Genomic DNA, 14,215 nt, shown 5'->3' with positions numbered 1-14,215 from the left:
TTCTGCCCTTCTTACGCCGTCGCAGGAACCTTGGATTGCAGCATCTCGCGCGCCAGGGCGCGATAGGCCTGTGACCCCTTGGACGCGGGATCGTATTCCAGGACCGGCATCGCGAAAGAGGGCGCCTCGGACAGGCGCACGTTGCGGGGAATCACGGTCTGGAACACCAGATCGCCCAGATAGGCCCGCGCATCGTTTTCGACCTGTTGCGACAGGTTGTTGCGGCGATCCGCCATGGTCAGGACCACGCCCTCGATCCGCAGGCCCGGATTGGCGCTCTGCCGCAATTCGCGCACCGTCAGCATCAGCTGCGACAGCCCCTCCAGCGCGAAAAACTCGCTTTGCAGGGGGACCAGCACGGAATGCGCGGCGACCATGGCGTTGACCGTCAGCAGCCCCAGGGCCGGGGGGCAATCGATCAGGACATAATCCAGCTTGTAATCGTCGATCGCCGGTTGCCGCAGCGCATCGTGCAACAGGAAACTGCGCTTTTCGGTCGAGACCATTTCGATATCTGCGGAACTCAGATCCGTTGTCGCGGGCGCGATCAGCAGGCCGTCGATCGAGGTGGGGCGAATCACTTCTTGCAGCGGCGCATCCTCCAGCAACAGGTCATAGGTCGTGTGGGTGCGCTGCTCTGCCTCGATCCCCAACCCGGTCGAGGCATTGCCCTGCGGGTCGATATCGACGATCAGCACGCGCCGGCCCTCTTCGACCAGGGCGGCAGCAAGGTTGATCGCGGTGGTGGTTTTCCCCACGCCCCCCTTTTGGTTGGCGATGGCGACAATCTTTGGCCCGGCGGGGCGAGTGGGATCAGACACGGGCTATGCCTCCGATTTGCAGGATGACGGCCTGGGGATCTGTCGTGCTGGGGATTTTCTGGACCGTGAACCGCCAGGTTGCAAGCGCTGCCTCCAGTTCCTGATCATGGCGCGCGCCCTTGGGGAACAGGGCAACGCCATCAGGCGCCAGATGGCGGGTTGCAAAGGACAACAGGTCGGTCAACGGCGCCAGCGCGCGCGCCGACAACACATCCGCGCCCTGCGGTGGCGCGGCCTCGATTCGCTGGCTCAGGACATTGGTGTTTTCCAATCCCAGTTCGCGCGCCGCCGTGCGCAGGAACGTTGCCTTGCGCAGATCGCTCTCGATCAGGGTCACGCGCATCTGCGGGGCTGCGTCTGCGGCCAGGATCGCAATCACCAGACCGGGAAAACCGCCGCCGCTGCCCAGATCCACCCAATGTGCTGCATTTTTCGGGGCCAGGTCGAACAGTTGGGCCGAATCGGCGATATGCCGGGTTTCCAGATCCTTCAGCGTGCTGCGCGACACCAGGTTGATCGCCGGGTTCCATTTGCGCAGCAGCGCCGCGTAGGCGGACAGCCTTTCGGATGTTTCACGTGGAACATCGCGCGTGACGGTCATGCGGTCCGCCGCTCCATCTGGCGCAGGCGCGCCAGGATCAGGGTCAGGGCCGCCGGTGTCATCCCATCAATGCGCCCCGCCTGGGCCAGCGTTTCGGGGCGGGCGGCGGTCAGCTTGGCCTTTAGCTCGTTCGACAGCCCCTCGATCCGGTCATAGGGGAAGTCCGCGGGCAGAACCTGCGCCTCATCCCGGCGCATGGCGGCGACATCCTGTTCCTGCCGCTTGATGTAGTTCGCATAAAGCGCGTCCCGTTCGATCTGGGCGCGCGCCTCTGGATCGACCTGGGCAAGCTCTGGGTCCAGCGCCAGCAGATCGGCAAAGCCCACATCGGGAAAGGCCAGCACATCCATTCCGGTTCGGCGGTTGCCGTCGGCGCTGACGCGAATCCCCGCCCCTGCGATCTGGCGCGGGGTTAGTGACAGCGCCTCCAGCCGCGCGCGGCCCGCGGCGATTCGCGACATCTTGTCCTCGAACACGGTCCGCCGGGTTTCGCCCACGCAGCCCAGTTCGATTCCCTTGGGCGTCAGCCGCTGGTCCGCGTTGTCCGCCCGCAGCGACAGGCGGAATTCTGCGCGCGAGGTGAACATGCGATAGGGTTCCGAAACGCCCCGCGTCACCAGATCGTCGATCATCACGCCGATATAGCTGTCGGTCCGGCCAAAGGTCACGGGCCCCTGCCCCGCCGCGTGCCGGGCCGCGTTCAGCCCGGCCACCAGACCCTGGGCCGCGGCCTCTTCATAACCTGTGGTGCCGTTGATCTGCCCGGCCAGCCACAGGCCCGGGACATCGCGCAGTTCCAGCGTGGCCGACAGCGCGCGCGGATCGATATAGTCGTATTCGATGGCATAGCCCGGTTGCAGGATTTTCACCTGTTCCAACCCGACGATGGACTGCACATAGGCCTGTTGCACCTCTTCGGGCAGAGAGGTCGAAATACCGTTGGGATAGACAGTCGGATCGTCCAGCCCCTCGGGTTCCAGGAAAATCTGGTGGGACTCCTTGTCGGCGAACCGCACGATCTTGTCCTCGATCGAGGGGCAATAGCGCGGGCCGACGCCCTCTATATGGCCGCCATACATGGCAGAGCGATCCAGGTTTTCGCGGATGATCGCATGGGTGCGGGGGTTGGTGTGGGTGATCCCGCAGGCCACCTGTCGAACGAACACCCCCTTGGACAGGAACGAAAACAGCACCGGATCATCGTCGCCGGGCTGATCCTCCAGCCGATCCCAGTCGATGGTCCGCCCGTCCAGGCGCGGCGGCGTGCCGGTTTTCAGGCGCCCCAGCGGCAGGGCGAAGTCGCGGATGCGATCCGCCAGGCGAATCGATGGACGGTCACCCATGCGCCCGCCCGCGATCTGGCGATCACCGATATGAATGACCCCGTTCAAGAAGGTGCCGGTCGTCAGGATCACGGCGCAGGCGGCAATTTGCGTACCGTCGGCCAGAGCCACCCCGGCAATGCGCCCGCCCTCGTCGATCAGATCGGCAACCTCGCCCTCGATGACCTGTAGGTTCGGCGCATCGGCCATGAAATCCTGCATCGCTTGGGCGTAAAGTTTGCGATCGGCCTGGGCGCGCGGGCCTTGCACGGCTGGTCCCTTGCGCCGGTTCAGCAGGCGGAACTGGATGCCCGCACGATCCGCCGCCTGCCCCATCACGCCATCCAGTGCGTCGATTTCGCGGACCAGATGGCCCTTGCCCAGCCCGCCAATCGCCGGATTACAGGACATCACGCCGATATCGCCGTGCCGCAGGGTTACCAGCGCGGTGCGCGCCCCCATGCGTGCGGCGGCGTGGGCGGCCTCAGCCCCAGCATGGCCGCCCCCCACGACAACGACATCAAAGGTGCGATGTTCCACGTGAAACAATCCTCATTTGCCCAGGCAGAAGCTTGCGAATATCTCGTCCAGCACATGCTCGACATCGACGCGGCCCACTAGGGAATCCAGCCCCCGGATCGCCCGGCGCAGATCCTCGGCCGCCAGTTCCGCGGCCTCCATCCCCAGCGATAGCTGATTCTGCGCGTCCCCGATAGCCGCCCGCGCGCCGATCATAGCTTGTCGATGGCGTTGCCGCGTCGCTGTCTCTGCCCGTGCGGCCCGTGTTTCCAGAACCGAGGTAATGCGCGCCACCAGTTCCGCAACCCCCTGCCCCGTCTTGCCCGACACCGCCAGACCGGACGCGCCGCCCAGATCGGCCTTGCCATGCACCACGATGTCATCCGGGCCGGGCCGCAACCCCTGGGTTTCACCACGCTCATCCAGCAGGAACACCCGCAAATCCGCCGCCTGCGCCCGTTCGATGGCGCGCGTAATGCCGATGGTTTCCACCGCATCCACGCTGTCGCGCAGCCCGGCGGTGTCCAGAATCGTGACCGGCAGGCCATGCAGGTCCATCCGCACCTCGATCACATCCCGCGTGGTGCCCGCGTGTTCCGAGGTAATCGCCGCCTCTCGTCCCGCCAAATGGTTGAGCAGCGTAGATTTCCCCGCGTTGGGCGGCCCGACAATGGCAACCTCGAACCCCTCGCGGATGCGTTCGGCCACGGCGACGCCATCGATTTCCCCGGACAGTTCCCCGGATACCCCATCCAACAGGGTGCCGACCTCGGGCGTTACGTCCACGGGCACCTCTTCGTCGGCGAAATCTATTGTGGCCTCCAGCAACGCCGCGGCGCGGATCAGGCGCGTGCGCCAGCTTTCCGCCCGCACGCCCAGGGCGCCGGACAGAACGCGCAGCGCCTGTCGCCGCTGTGCTTCTGTCTCTGCCTCCAGCAGATCGCCCAAACCCTCGACCTGAGCCAGGTCCAGAACGCCGTTTTCCAGCGCGCGGCGGGTGAATTCGCCCGGTTCGGCCAGGCGCAGGCCCGGCATCCGGCCCAGTACGTCCAGAACTGCGGCGACGGTGGCCGGGCTGCCGTGACAATGCAGTTCCACCACCTCTTCGCCGGTGAAACTGGCGCCTTTTTCAAAACGCAGAACCAGCGCCTCGTCCAGCAACACACCGTCAGGATCGGTCAGGCGGCGCAGCCCCGCAGCGCGCGGCGTGGGCAAACCGCCGGCCAGCGCCTGCCCGGCCTCAGCCGCGCGCGACCCGGACAGGCGGATAACGGCGACGCCAGCCTTCCCGCGCGCCGTGGCAAGGGCAAAGATCGTGTCCACCGCTCATCCTCGGGCGCGGGCGCCTCAGGTGTTCATGGAATCGAAGAACTCGGAATTCGTCTTGGTCTGTTTCAGCTTGGAAATCAGGAACTCGATCGCGTCGGTCGTCCCCATCGGGTTCAGGATGCGACGCAGAACAAAGGTCTTTTGCAGATCGCCCTTGTCGACCAGCAGATCCTCTTTCCGGGTGCCGGATTTCAGGATGTCCATCGCCGGGAATACACGCTTGTCCGCGACCTTGCGGTCCAGCACGATTTCGCTGTTCCCGGTACCCTTGAATTCCTCGAAAATCACCTCGTCCATCCGGCTGCCGGTGTCGATCAGGGCGGTGGCGATGATGGTCAGCGAACCGCCCTCTTCGATGTTCCGCGCGGCGCCAAAGAACCGTTTGGGCCGTTGCAGGGCGTTGGCGTCCACACCGCCGGTCAGCACCTTGCCCGAGGACGGAACCACCGTGTTATAGGCCCGGCCCAGACGGGTGATCGAGTCCAGCAGGATCACAACGTCGCGCTTGTGTTCGACCAGGCGCTTGGCCTTTTCGATGACCATTTCCGACACCGCAACGTGCCGCGTCGCCGGTTCGTCGAAGGTCGAGGAAATCACCTCCCCCTTCACCGAGCGCTGCATGTCGGTCACCTCTTCGGGGCGCTCGTCGATCAGCAGGACGATCAGATAGCATTCCGGGTGGTTGGTCTCGATCGAATGGGCGATGTTTTGCAGCAGCACGGTCTTACCCGTGCGCGGCGGCGCCACGATCAGGGCGCGCTGGCCCTTGCCGATCGGGGCGACCAGGTCGATGATCCGGGCCGAACGGTCCTTGATCGTCGGATCCTCGATTTCCATCTTCAGCCGCTCATCGGGGTAAAGCGGCGTCAGGTTATCGAAGTTGATCTTGTGCCGCGCCTTTTCCGGTTCCTGGAAATTGATCGCGGTGACCTTGGTGATCGCGAAGTAACGCTCATTCTCGCGCGGGGCATGCATCACGCCCTCGACCGTGTCGCCGGTGCGCAGGGAATGCTGGCGGATCATGTCGGGCGAGACGTAGATATCGTCGGGGCCCGGCAGATAGTTGGCCTCGGGCGAGCGCAGGAACCCGAACCCGTCTTGCAAGACCTCAAGCACGCCGTCGCCGGCAACCTCCCAGCCATCTTCGGCGCGCTCTTTCAGGATGGCGAACATCATGTCGCCCTTACGCATGGTCGAGGCGTTCTCGATCTCCAACTCCTCAGCCATGGCGAGGAGGTCCTTGGGGCTTTTCGCCTTGAGATCGGCGAGGTTCAGGCTGTCTTGTATCATGGGATGCTTTGCGAACGGGGGCGCAGGAATGGCGCGGCCTGGCATGAACAGGGAAATCGCGGGCCGGACGGCCCGCGTTGACCCCGCTGAATAATCGCGGGGCCGAGTCGTGTCAATCGCTCAGAACTTGAAGATCACGGAAAACACGATGACCAGCATCAGCAGCGTCGGCAGCTCGTTCATCATGCGATAGGCCTTGCCGCTGCGCGTGTTGGTTCCGGCGATGAATTCCTTGCGGCGCAGGCCCAGCCACATATGGAACCAGGTCATCGCGATGATCGCCGCGCCCTTGGTATAGGGCCAGATGGTGAACCAATCGACGATGCCGGGCGTAAAGACCAGCATCAGCCCAAAGATCCAGACCGCGATCAGCGACGGGTTCATGATGTAGCGGTACAGCTTCATCTCCATCACCTGAAAGATCTCGTCGGTCTTGTCCCCGACCTCTACCCGCTCGACGTGATAGACGAAGATGCGCGGCAGATAGAACAGCCCGGCCATCCAGGTCAGAACCGCGATGATGTGCAGGGATTTCGTCCAGGGATAGGCCGCGGCCAGGAAATCTAGGATCGGATCGAACATCGGGGGCCTCGCTCTTGGGCAATGTCCTGCTCTTCTATGAAAAAATAAAAAGAAAAGAAAAGAGATGATGTTTTGGTAGGGCCTGTGGATAGTGGGGATTATCGGGTTATCCAGCGTTCTGCACACGGGCTGGGCGCCTGTGGATCAATCTGGTGAAAACTTCGTCAAGATCGCCCGCTACCTAAATTATCATAATATAATCAATATTTTACAAGGATTTTTGTTCTTAACACTCTGTGGGTAAAACTGAACGACTCGGTCTGGGGGCGAGTCGTTCACAGCGATGCGGTTCACTTGTCCCTTGGGGTGGAATCCGGGGCTTGGCTTGACTTTTTGTCGCGTGCCCGGCACCCCGGCAGTAAAGGTCGGGTTTGTTCCATTTCATCCCCGGTTTGTCATCGTCCTGTCCACAGGGTTGTCCCGACATGAGTCAACGTATCGTCCTGGCCTCGGGCTCGCCGATCCGGCGGCATCTGCTGCAACAGGCGCATCTGGATTTCGACGTGATACCTGCCCGCGTGGATGAGGACGCGATCCGAAACGGCATGCAGGCGGAAAACGCCACACCCGAAGAGATTGCCGAGGCGCTGGCCGCCTTCAAGGCGCAGCGCGTTGCCGAAAAAGACCCGCAGGCCCTGGTGATCGGGTGCGATCAGGTGTTGGCCCATCGGGGCGCAATCCTGGCCAAACCCGAAACGGTGGAAGAGGCCCGCGCGCAACTGCGCCGCCTGCGCGGCGGTAAACACGAACTGCTGTCCGCGGTGGTGATCTACGACGATCTGCAACCGCTCTGGCGGCATGTCGGGCGGGTAACGCTGACGATGCGGCCGTTTTCAGATACATTCCTGGATCATTACCTGGAACGAAACTGGGACAGCGTGCGCCAGGCCGTCGGTGCCTACAAGCTGGAGGAAGAAGGCGTTCGCCTGTTTTCCGCGATCGAGGGCGACTATTTCGACGTGCTGGGCCTGCCCTTGTTGCCGCTGCTGACCTTTCTGACAACACGCGGAGTGCTGGAGGCATGACAGACAGGATACCGCTGGCCGGCGTGATCGGATCGCCGGTCGCCCATTCCAAATCCCCTGCCCTGCATGGTCATTGGCTGAAACGCTATGGCATCGCGGGATATTACATCCCCATGGATGTATCGCGTGACGACCTGCGCGATGCGCTGGCCACCCTGCCCCGGATGGGTTTCGTGGGGCTGAATGTGACGATTCCGCACAAAGAGGCGGTGCTGGGCCTGGCCGATCTGGTATCGGATCGCGCCGCGCTGATCGGGGCCGCGAATACGCTGATCTTTCGCGCCGACGGCAAGGTGCATGCCGATAATACCGATGGCGTCGGGTTCACCGACAACCTGCGCCAGGGCGCGCCGGGCTGGGATCCGGCGGCCGGACCTGCGGCTGTTCTGGGTGCGGGTGGTGCGGCGCGCGCGGTGGTGTCCGCGCTGGCCGAACAGGGCGTGCGCGAAATCCGCCTGTCCAACCGCACCCGCGCCCGGGCCGAGGCGCTGCGCGCCGAGTTCGGCCCCAAGATTGTCGTCTATGACTGGGTTCAGGCCGGCAACATGATCGAGGGCGCGGCGACCGTGGTAAATACAACCTCGCTGGGGATGGTTGGAAAACCGGAATTCCGCGTGCCGCTGGACGGGCTGTCCCCGGACGCGGTGGTGACCGATATCGTCTACGCGCCGTTGGAAACCGCCCTGTTGAAAGAGGCCCGCGCGCGGGGCTGTGTCACCGTGGACGGTCTGGGCATGTTGCTGCACCAGGCCGCGCCCGGGTTCGAACGCTGGTTCGGTCTGCGGCCAGAGGTGGATGCAGCCGCCCGCGCGGTGGTTCTGGGGGAATGACCGCGCGGCCCTTTCTGCTGGGGCTGACCGGGTCCATCGGCATGGGTAAGTCCACCACCGCCGGGTTTTTCCGTGACCTGGGCGTGCCGGTCTGGGATGCGGACGCGGCTGTGCACCGGATGTACGCCCCCGACGGTGCGGCGGTGCCCGAAATCGCCGCGCTATGCCCCGATGCCGTACAGGATGGGGCCGTTGATCGCGCCGCGCTGAAAGAGTGGATCGCCCGCGATCCCGACGCCCTGGCGCGGATCGAGGCTGTGGTGCATCCCCTGGTCGCCCGCGACCGGGCCGATTTCATCGCCGCCCATCCCGATACCCCGCTGATCGTGCTGGATATTCCCCTGCTCTTTGAAACCGGCGCGCAGGATGAGATGGATGCGGTTCTGGTTGTCACCGCCCCGGCACAGGATCAGCGCGCCCGCGTCCTGGCCCGCCCCGGCATGACAGCGGCCCAGTTCGACGCGATACTGGCCAAGCAGATGCCGGATGCGGAAAAGCGCGCGCGCGCCGATTTCGTGATTGAAACCCGGTCCCTTGAACAGACCCGCGCCGCGGTGCAAGCCTTGGTCGACAAGCTGAGGGCAGAAAATGCGTGAAATCGTTCTGGATACGGAAACCACAGGATTTGAGCCGTCCGAGGGCCACCGTATCGTGGAAATCGGCGCGCTGGAGCTGTGGAACCACCTGCCCACCGGCAAGACCTATCACGTCTATATCAACCCCGAACGCGACATGCCCGAAGAGGCGTTCGGCGTGCATGGCATCGGCCCCGACCTGCTGCCCGCCCCGCGTCCGCCGAAACCCGGTGAGGTCACGCTGAAGGACAAGCCGGTCTTTCGCGCCGTGGCGCAATCGTTTCTGGATTTTGTCACCGATGCGCGGCTGGTGATCCACAACGCCAGTTTCGACATGAAATTTCTGAACGCGGAACTGTCCTGGGTGGGGTTGCCGCAACTGCCGATGCAACAGGCGACCGACACGCTGGCCATGGCCCGGCAGAAATTCCCCGGTTCGCCCGCGACGCTGGATGCGCTGTGCCGCCGGTTCGGGGTGGACAACTCTGCCCGGGACAAGCACGGGGCGTTGCTGGACTCGGAAATCTTGGCCGAGGTCTATCTGGAACTGATCGGCGGTCGACAGCCCGATTTCGCGCTGGCAACCGGCGGGCATGGCGGCGGCACATCAGCCGCCGGGGGCGAACCCGAGTGGCGCCCGCGTCCACGGCCCAACCCCCTGCCCCCGCGCATCACACAGGACGAGGCCGCCGCCCACGCCGCCTTTGTTCAGGGCATGGGCGACAGCGCGCTGTGGAGCGAGTTCGACTGAGCGCTAGACGTTGCCCGAGGGCTGTTGCTGCTGCTGTTGTTGTTGGGCGCGGCGCAGGATTTCCTGGCGGTACAGGGCGACGAAATCCACCGGCTCCAGGTTGACGGGCGGGAAGCCGCCGTCGCGGGTCATGTCCGACACGATGCGGCGTACATAGGGGAACAGCATGCGCGGGCATTCGATCAGCAAGAAGGGGTGCAGCTGATCTTCGGGCACGTTCTCGACGTGGAAGATGCCGGCGTAATCCACTTCCAGCAGAAAGATGGGGGTGCCGTCGGCCTTGTTCTTGGACGACACCTTGTACTTGTTCACGATCTCGTACTGATCGTCGGTCGGGCGCTTGCGCACGTCCATTCCGATTTCGACGGCCAGTTCCGGGGTCACGTCGCCCTGCAGGTTCTTCTGCGCGGCGATGTTTTCAAAGGAAAGGTCGCGAATGAACTGGGTGACGATGCGCAGCTTTACCTGCGATTGCTGTTCAGCGGCGCCCTTGGGTTCGGTCTCGCTCATGGCATGCTCCTGCCGGGGTTGCGTCGGGCGTTGCTTTAGCATCTTGGCCGACAGCCCTCAATGCTGTGTCCAGCCCGAGGGCCCGTCATTGCGCGGCCGGGTGCGGTCCAGTTCCTCAAAGTCGCCCTCGATGATGTCGGGGCCATGCGGATCGGGGCGGCGCGGCCCGGCGCCCGTGCTGGTAAAGGTTGCCGTCTGCACCACCATCCGGCGCGACAGCCAGCGATAGGCCGCGGCGCGCACAGCCGGGATCAACAGGGCAAACCCGATGGCATCGGTGAAAAAGCCCGGCGTCAGCAACAGCGCGCCGGAAAACAGGATCATCGCGCCATGGGCCAACGGTTCCGCCGGATCGCGCAGTTCCTGAAAGGATCGGCGCAACTGGTCCATGGCCCGTGCGCCCTGCTGGCGCAGCATCATCGTGCCCAGGGCCGCGGTCAGCACCACAATGGCCAGCGTCGACCACAGGCCGATCACCCCGCCAACCTGGATGAACAGTGCGATTTCAATCAGCGGTGTCGCCAGAAGCAACAGGAAAAGCCACATGGGAAACCTCTTTCGCCGGGCAGGGCCGGTAGACTTGACCCCGGCCCTGCCTTACATATGTGCGGTGACGATCCGATACAAACCCAATGGCGCGGCGCGAGGTTCCAATGAGTTCTGCCATCATCCAGCTTCTGGTTCTTGCCGGGATCGCGGTGTTCCTGATCCTGCGCCTGCGTTCTGTCCTGGGCACGCGCGAGGGTTTTGAAAAGCCGCCCGTTTCGATGCCCGATCCCGCCGCCCGCCGGAACAGCGACCGGCACGGGTTCGAGGTCATCGAAGGCGGGGTGGATACCGACATCACCGATCACGTCCCCGATGGCAGCGAGGCCGCCAAGGCCCTGGCCGCGATGAAGCTGGCCGAGCCGGGCTTTGCCGTGGGTGAGTTTCTGCACGGCGCGCGCGGTGCGTATGAGATGATCCTGATGGCCTTTGAAAAGGGCACACTGGACGAGGTGAACCCCTTCCTCGCGCCCGATATCCGCGACAGCTTTGCCGAGGTTGTGAAGCTGCGCGAGGATCAGGGCCTGACGGTCGACGCCAGTTTCGTCGGCGTGCGCGAGGTTGTGCTGAAGGATGCCACCTACGACCGGGAAACCGGCGAGGCAGAGCTGACCGTGAAATTCGTGGGCGAGCTGATCTCGGTCGTGCGCAACAAGGCCGGCGACGTGATCGAGGGCAACCCCGACCAGATCCGCCGCCAGCGCGATGTCTGGACCTTTGCCCGCCGTATGGGCGTGGACGATCCGAACTGGCAACTGGTCGCCACCGGCGAATGAGCCGCAGGCTGGTTGCCGCGCTCTGTCTTGGGCTCGCGATGGGCGGGGCAGGGGCACATGCCGACCAGCCGGTGCGATTGCTGTCCTTCGAGGATCTGAAGGGGTGGGCCGCCGACGATCACGGGGCGGCCCTTTCGGTTTTTCGCGAAACCTGCCCGGACCTTGATGCGCCCGAATGGAAATCGGTCTGTGCGCTGGCCAGCCAGCAGGATAACAGCAGCGCGCGCCAGTTCTTTGAATTGCTGTTCCGCCCGGTCCTGGTCGGCAGCGGAACACCGGCGCTGTTCACTGGTTATTATGAGCCCGAGTTGCAGGGCGCGCGCCGTCCCGATGCCCGCTTTCGCTATCCGATTTACCGCAAGCCGCCAGAATTGCGCCCCGGCACCCGCTGGCACACTCGCCGCGAGATCGAGGAACAGGGCCTGCTAAAGGGCAGGGGCCTGGAAATCGCCTGGCTGGAAGATCCGGTGGAGCTGTTCTTTCTACAGGTGCAGGGGTCGGGCCGTATCCGCCTGCGCGATGGCAGCGCGCTGCGCGTCGGCTATGGCGGCAAGAACGGGCATGATTACCGTTCCGTCGGGCAGGAACTGGTGCGCCGGGGAATTTACCGGCCGCATCAGGTGTCGGCGCAGGTGATCCGGTCCTGGGTGCGGCGGAACCCGCAGGCCGGGCAGGACTTGTTGTGGCACAATCCGTCCTACGTGTTTTTCCGCGAAATCGGCAACGTGCCCGCCGATAAGGGACCGTTGGGGGCGATGAACCGGTCCATCACGGCGATGCGCACGGTGGCGGTCGACCCGGCCTTTACCCCCCTTGGCGCCCCCGTCTGGATCGAAAAGGGCGGCGGCACGCCCCTGCACCGGCTGATGGTGGCGCAGGATACCGGATCGGCGATCAAGGGGCCGCAGCGGGCGGACATCTTTTATGGCACGGGAGAGGCCGCCGGGCGGGTTGCGGGCGCCGTACGCGACCGCGGGCGAATGGTTGTGCTGCTGCCGATCGACCGCGCGCTGGCCCTGACCGGGGCGGGCTGATCCATGGCCCGGCGGCGCAAAACCCTGTCCCCCGAAGAGCGGGCCTTGTGGGACCATGTCGCCCGGCAGGTGCAGCCATTGCACCCGCGCCGCCCCAAGGCCAAACCCCAGAAAACCGCCCCCATGCCCGACGACCCGCCGGCAGATCTGCCGGCGCCGCCGCCGCTTGCGCCCTTTACCATTGGGGCGCGCGCGCAGGATACCCAGCCCAGGACCGCGCCCTCAGATCCGCCCGTGCGTATGGACCGGCGGGCCTATACCCGGCTGAAAGGCGGCAAGCTGAAGCCCGAGGCCCGCATCGACCTGCACGGCATGACCCTGGCGCAGGCGCACCCGGCGCTGACCCGGTTCATCCTGTCCAGCCAGGGCCAGGGGCGGCGGCTGGTGCTGGTCATTACCGGCAAGGGCAGGTCGGGGGACGATGACGGCCCGATCCCCGAACGACGCGGCGTGCTGCGCAGGCAAGTGCCCCATTGGCTGACCCAGGCGCCCCTGTCCGCTGCGGTGCTGCAAACGGCGCCCGCCCACCGACGCCACGGGGGCGAGGGCGCGTTGTATGTCTATCTGCGCAAGCCGCGCCAGGGTTAGGGCTGTGCGGACAGGGCGGTCAGCGGCGACAGGATGACCGCGGTTGCGTTCTGAACGGTCAGCACCGTGCCGGGCAGCAGGCCGGGATTGACCTGCGCGCCCTCGTTCAGGGCGCGTTCTAGGCTGGGGATGTTGGACAGCACGCGGATCAGTTCCGGCGAGGTGCCGGGCGTGAAATGCCCCAAACCGCGCGAAAATTCGGTCACGTCCAGGATCGTGATGTCCAGGTCGGCCACGTCGTCGATATCGCCGACATTGCCCAACCGCCGCTGATCCCCCGACAGCCGCGCCGACAGTTGCAGCGCCCGGTCCCGCTTTGACGTGAATACGATCACGTCGCGCGGCATCCGGGCGATATCGCGAACCTGGCTGCGGAACACCTGAATATCGATGTCGGGGGAAAACAGCACCAGCCCGTCGATATCCCGCGCGACACGGCCGGGCCGTTCCAGCGACATGGTGCGCAGGGTTTCCATCGTCAGCAGCGATCCCATGGAATGCGCGACGATCAACACCTCTTCGGGACCGGCGGCAATAACGCTGTCCAGATAGCTGGCAAAACCGGACCGGGCGAACAGGGTGCTGTCGCGGTCATGGGCATAGCCAAGGGGATTGGCCGAACTGGGCCAAGAATAATGCAGCGGCACGCTTTCGATGCCGAAATCGTGGGTCAGCTGCGCGGTGCGATACAGCCCTTCGGCAAAATTCGTGTTGAATCCGTGTACGAACACCACCACGCCCCGCTTGCCGGGGGGGCGTTGCCGCAACTCGCGCGACAGCGCGGCGGTAAAGGCGCGCGGCGCGTCGTACAGATCGGCCGAAACGGTTACGAATTCCTCGCGCAGGTCGGGGTTGGCCCGTGGATAGCGCACGGTGCCGGGCTGCCGATCCGGCGGAATCGCGACCGTATAGGCGCCAAAGGTCAGGTCGGGGTTCCGCTCGTTCGAGAAATCGACGCTTTCGGTCGGGGTGCGGGTGGTCGCCATGAAGACCGTGTGCAGGTCGGCCTCTGGCGCGGCCGCGGGCACGACGACGATACCGCCCCGCGGGGCACAGGCGGCCAGCGCCACCACGATCAGAACCAAGAACACGCGGCGCACGGCACGCCCCCGATGG

The 14,215-nt window shown here is 64.7% G+C and carries 16 protein-coding genes; 7 read left to right on the top strand and 9 right to left on the bottom strand.

Annotated elements, in window-relative coordinates:
• Positions 1-11: 11 nt before the first annotated feature.
• The 6 genes from EV656_RS02290 to EV656_RS02265 all read right to left on the bottom strand — a co-directional run bounded on the left by EV656_RS02290 (position 12) and on the right by EV656_RS02265 (position 6,464).
• Positions 12-821, bottom strand: a complete 810-nt coding sequence (locus EV656_RS02290) for a ParA family protein (RefSeq protein ID WP_132599031.1) — start codon at positions 819-821, stop codon at positions 12-14.
• The gene (rsmG, locus tag EV656_RS02285; protein ID WP_132599029.1) at positions 814-1,422 is read right to left on the bottom strand and encodes a 16S rRNA (guanine(527)-N(7))-methyltransferase RsmG; all 609 of its coding nucleotides are present in this window, start codon (positions 1,420-1,422) and stop codon (positions 814-816) included. Before rsmG ends, EV656_RS02290 begins: the two co-directional genes overlap by 8 nt.
• Positions 1,419-3,284, bottom strand: a complete 1,866-nt coding sequence (mnmG, locus tag EV656_RS02280; protein ID WP_132599027.1) for a tRNA uridine-5-carboxymethylaminomethyl(34) synthesis enzyme MnmG — start codon at positions 3,282-3,284, stop codon at positions 1,419-1,421. Before mnmG ends, rsmG begins: the two co-directional genes overlap by 4 nt.
• Positions 3,285-3,296: 12 nt before the next feature.
• Positions 3,297-4,586: a tRNA uridine-5-carboxymethylaminomethyl(34) synthesis GTPase MnmE gene (gene mnmE, locus EV656_RS02275; protein WP_132599025.1), complete on the bottom strand. Its 1,290-nt coding sequence runs from the start codon at positions 4,584-4,586 to the stop codon at positions 3,297-3,299.
• A 24-nt stretch (positions 4,587-4,610) separates the two neighbouring features.
• Complete coding sequence (rho, locus tag EV656_RS02270; RefSeq protein WP_132599023.1) at positions 4,611-5,882, bottom strand: transcription termination factor Rho; 1,272 nt, start codon at positions 5,880-5,882, stop codon at positions 4,611-4,613.
• Between the two features lie 120 nt (positions 5,883-6,002).
• The gene (locus EV656_RS02265; protein WP_132599021.1) at positions 6,003-6,464 is read right to left on the bottom strand and encodes a CopD family protein; all 462 of its coding nucleotides are present in this window, start codon (positions 6,462-6,464) and stop codon (positions 6,003-6,005) included.
• A gap of 425 nt (positions 6,465-6,889) precedes the next feature.
• Between EV656_RS02265 and EV656_RS02260 the strand changes: the two genes are divergently transcribed.
• Genes EV656_RS02260 through dnaQ form a run of 4 tightly spaced genes read left to right on the top strand, consistent with a single transcriptional unit; the run spans position 6,890 to position 9,645 of the window.
• On the top strand, positions 6,890-7,489 hold the full coding sequence (locus EV656_RS02260) for a Maf family protein (protein ID WP_132599019.1): 600 nt from the start codon (positions 6,890-6,892) through the stop codon (positions 7,487-7,489).
• Entirely contained in the window at positions 7,486-8,319 is an 834-nt protein-coding gene (locus EV656_RS02255) for a shikimate dehydrogenase (RefSeq protein WP_132599017.1), read from the top strand. Before EV656_RS02260 ends, EV656_RS02255 begins: the two co-directional genes overlap by 4 nt.
• On the top strand, positions 8,316-8,915 hold the full coding sequence (gene coaE, locus EV656_RS02250) for a dephospho-CoA kinase (RefSeq protein ID WP_132599015.1): 600 nt from the start codon (positions 8,316-8,318) through the stop codon (positions 8,913-8,915). The genes EV656_RS02255 and coaE overlap by 4 nt, the downstream gene beginning before the upstream one ends.
• Positions 8,908-9,645 (top strand): DNA polymerase III subunit epsilon, encoded by a 738-nt coding sequence (dnaQ, locus tag EV656_RS02245; protein ID WP_132599013.1) that lies wholly within the window; start codon positions 8,908-8,910, stop codon positions 9,643-9,645. Before coaE ends, dnaQ begins: the two co-directional genes overlap by 8 nt.
• 3 nt (positions 9,646-9,648) lie before the next feature.
• Here the strand turns inward: dnaQ and secB are convergent, their stop codons facing one another.
• Together secB and EV656_RS02235 are read right to left on the bottom strand one after the other, a co-directional pair.
• Entirely contained in the window at positions 9,649-10,155 is a 507-nt protein-coding gene (gene secB, locus EV656_RS02240; RefSeq protein ID WP_132599011.1) for a protein-export chaperone SecB, read from the bottom strand.
• A 57-nt stretch (positions 10,156-10,212) separates the two neighbouring features.
• The gene (locus tag EV656_RS02235; RefSeq protein WP_132599009.1) at positions 10,213-10,701 is read right to left on the bottom strand and encodes an FxsA family protein; all 489 of its coding nucleotides are present in this window, start codon (positions 10,699-10,701) and stop codon (positions 10,213-10,215) included.
• Between the two features lie 107 nt (positions 10,702-10,808).
• Here EV656_RS02235 and EV656_RS02230 point away from each other — a divergent pair, with 107 nt between their 5' ends.
• The 3 genes from EV656_RS02230 (at position 10,809) to EV656_RS02220 (ending at position 13,099) form a co-directional block, all read left to right on the top strand.
• Positions 10,809-11,477, top strand: a complete 669-nt coding sequence (locus EV656_RS02230; protein WP_132599007.1) for a Tim44/TimA family putative adaptor protein — start codon at positions 10,809-10,811, stop codon at positions 11,475-11,477.
• Positions 11,474-12,511 (top strand): murein transglycosylase A, encoded by a 1,038-nt coding sequence (gene mltA, locus EV656_RS02225; RefSeq protein WP_132599005.1) that lies wholly within the window; start codon positions 11,474-11,476, stop codon positions 12,509-12,511. Before EV656_RS02230 ends, mltA begins: the two co-directional genes overlap by 4 nt.
• Before the next feature lie 123 nt (positions 12,512-12,634).
• Positions 12,635-13,099 (top strand): Smr/MutS family protein, encoded by a 465-nt coding sequence (locus tag EV656_RS02220; protein ID WP_341799017.1) that lies wholly within the window; start codon positions 12,635-12,637, stop codon positions 13,097-13,099.
• On the opposite strand, the gene EV656_RS02215 is transcribed toward EV656_RS02220, so the two are convergent.
• On the bottom strand, positions 13,096-14,199 hold the full coding sequence (locus EV656_RS02215; protein WP_132599001.1) for an alpha/beta hydrolase: 1,104 nt from the start codon (positions 14,197-14,199) through the stop codon (positions 13,096-13,098). The two genes, EV656_RS02220 and EV656_RS02215, sit on opposite strands and share 4 nt — an antisense overlap.
• Positions 14,200-14,215: the final 16 nt, after the last annotated feature.

Source organism: Rhodovulum adriaticum (assembly GCF_004345735.1).
Lineage (GTDB): Bacteria > Pseudomonadota > Alphaproteobacteria > Rhodobacterales > Rhodobacteraceae > Rhodovulum > Rhodovulum adriaticum.
This window is presented reverse-complemented; position numbering and strand designations above follow the sequence as displayed.

Coding starts and splice junctions, on each gene's coding strand:
- EV656_RS02235 (WP_132599009.1), bottom strand. CDS start 10,701: ATGTGGCTTTTCCTGTTGCTTCTGGCGACACCGCTGATTGAAATCGCA.
- rsmG (WP_132599029.1), bottom strand. CDS start 1,422: ATGACCGTCACGCGCGATGTTCCACGTGAAACATCCGAAAGGCTGTCC.
- EV656_RS02220 (WP_341799017.1), top strand. CDS start 12,635: ATGCCCGACGACCCGCCGGCAGATCTGCCGGCGCCGCCGCCGCTTGCG.
- dnaQ (WP_132599013.1), top strand. CDS start 8,908: ATGCGTGAAATCGTTCTGGATACGGAAACCACAGGATTTGAGCCGTCC.
- mltA (WP_132599005.1), top strand. CDS start 11,474: ATGAGCCGCAGGCTGGTTGCCGCGCTCTGTCTTGGGCTCGCGATGGGC.
- EV656_RS02265 (WP_132599021.1), bottom strand. CDS start 6,464: ATGTTCGATCCGATCCTAGATTTCCTGGCCGCGGCCTATCCCTGGACG.
- EV656_RS02230 (WP_132599007.1), top strand. CDS start 10,809: ATGAGTTCTGCCATCATCCAGCTTCTGGTTCTTGCCGGGATCGCGGTG.
- rho (WP_132599023.1), bottom strand. CDS start 5,882: ATGATACAAGACAGCCTGAACCTCGCCGATCTCAAGGCGAAAAGCCCC.
- coaE (WP_132599015.1), top strand. CDS start 8,316: ATGACCGCGCGGCCCTTTCTGCTGGGGCTGACCGGGTCCATCGGCATG.
- EV656_RS02255 (WP_132599017.1), top strand. CDS start 7,486: ATGACAGACAGGATACCGCTGGCCGGCGTGATCGGATCGCCGGTCGCC.
- secB (WP_132599011.1), bottom strand. CDS start 10,155: ATGAGCGAGACCGAACCCAAGGGCGCCGCTGAACAGCAATCGCAGGTA.
- EV656_RS02260 (WP_132599019.1), top strand. CDS start 6,890: ATGAGTCAACGTATCGTCCTGGCCTCGGGCTCGCCGATCCGGCGGCAT.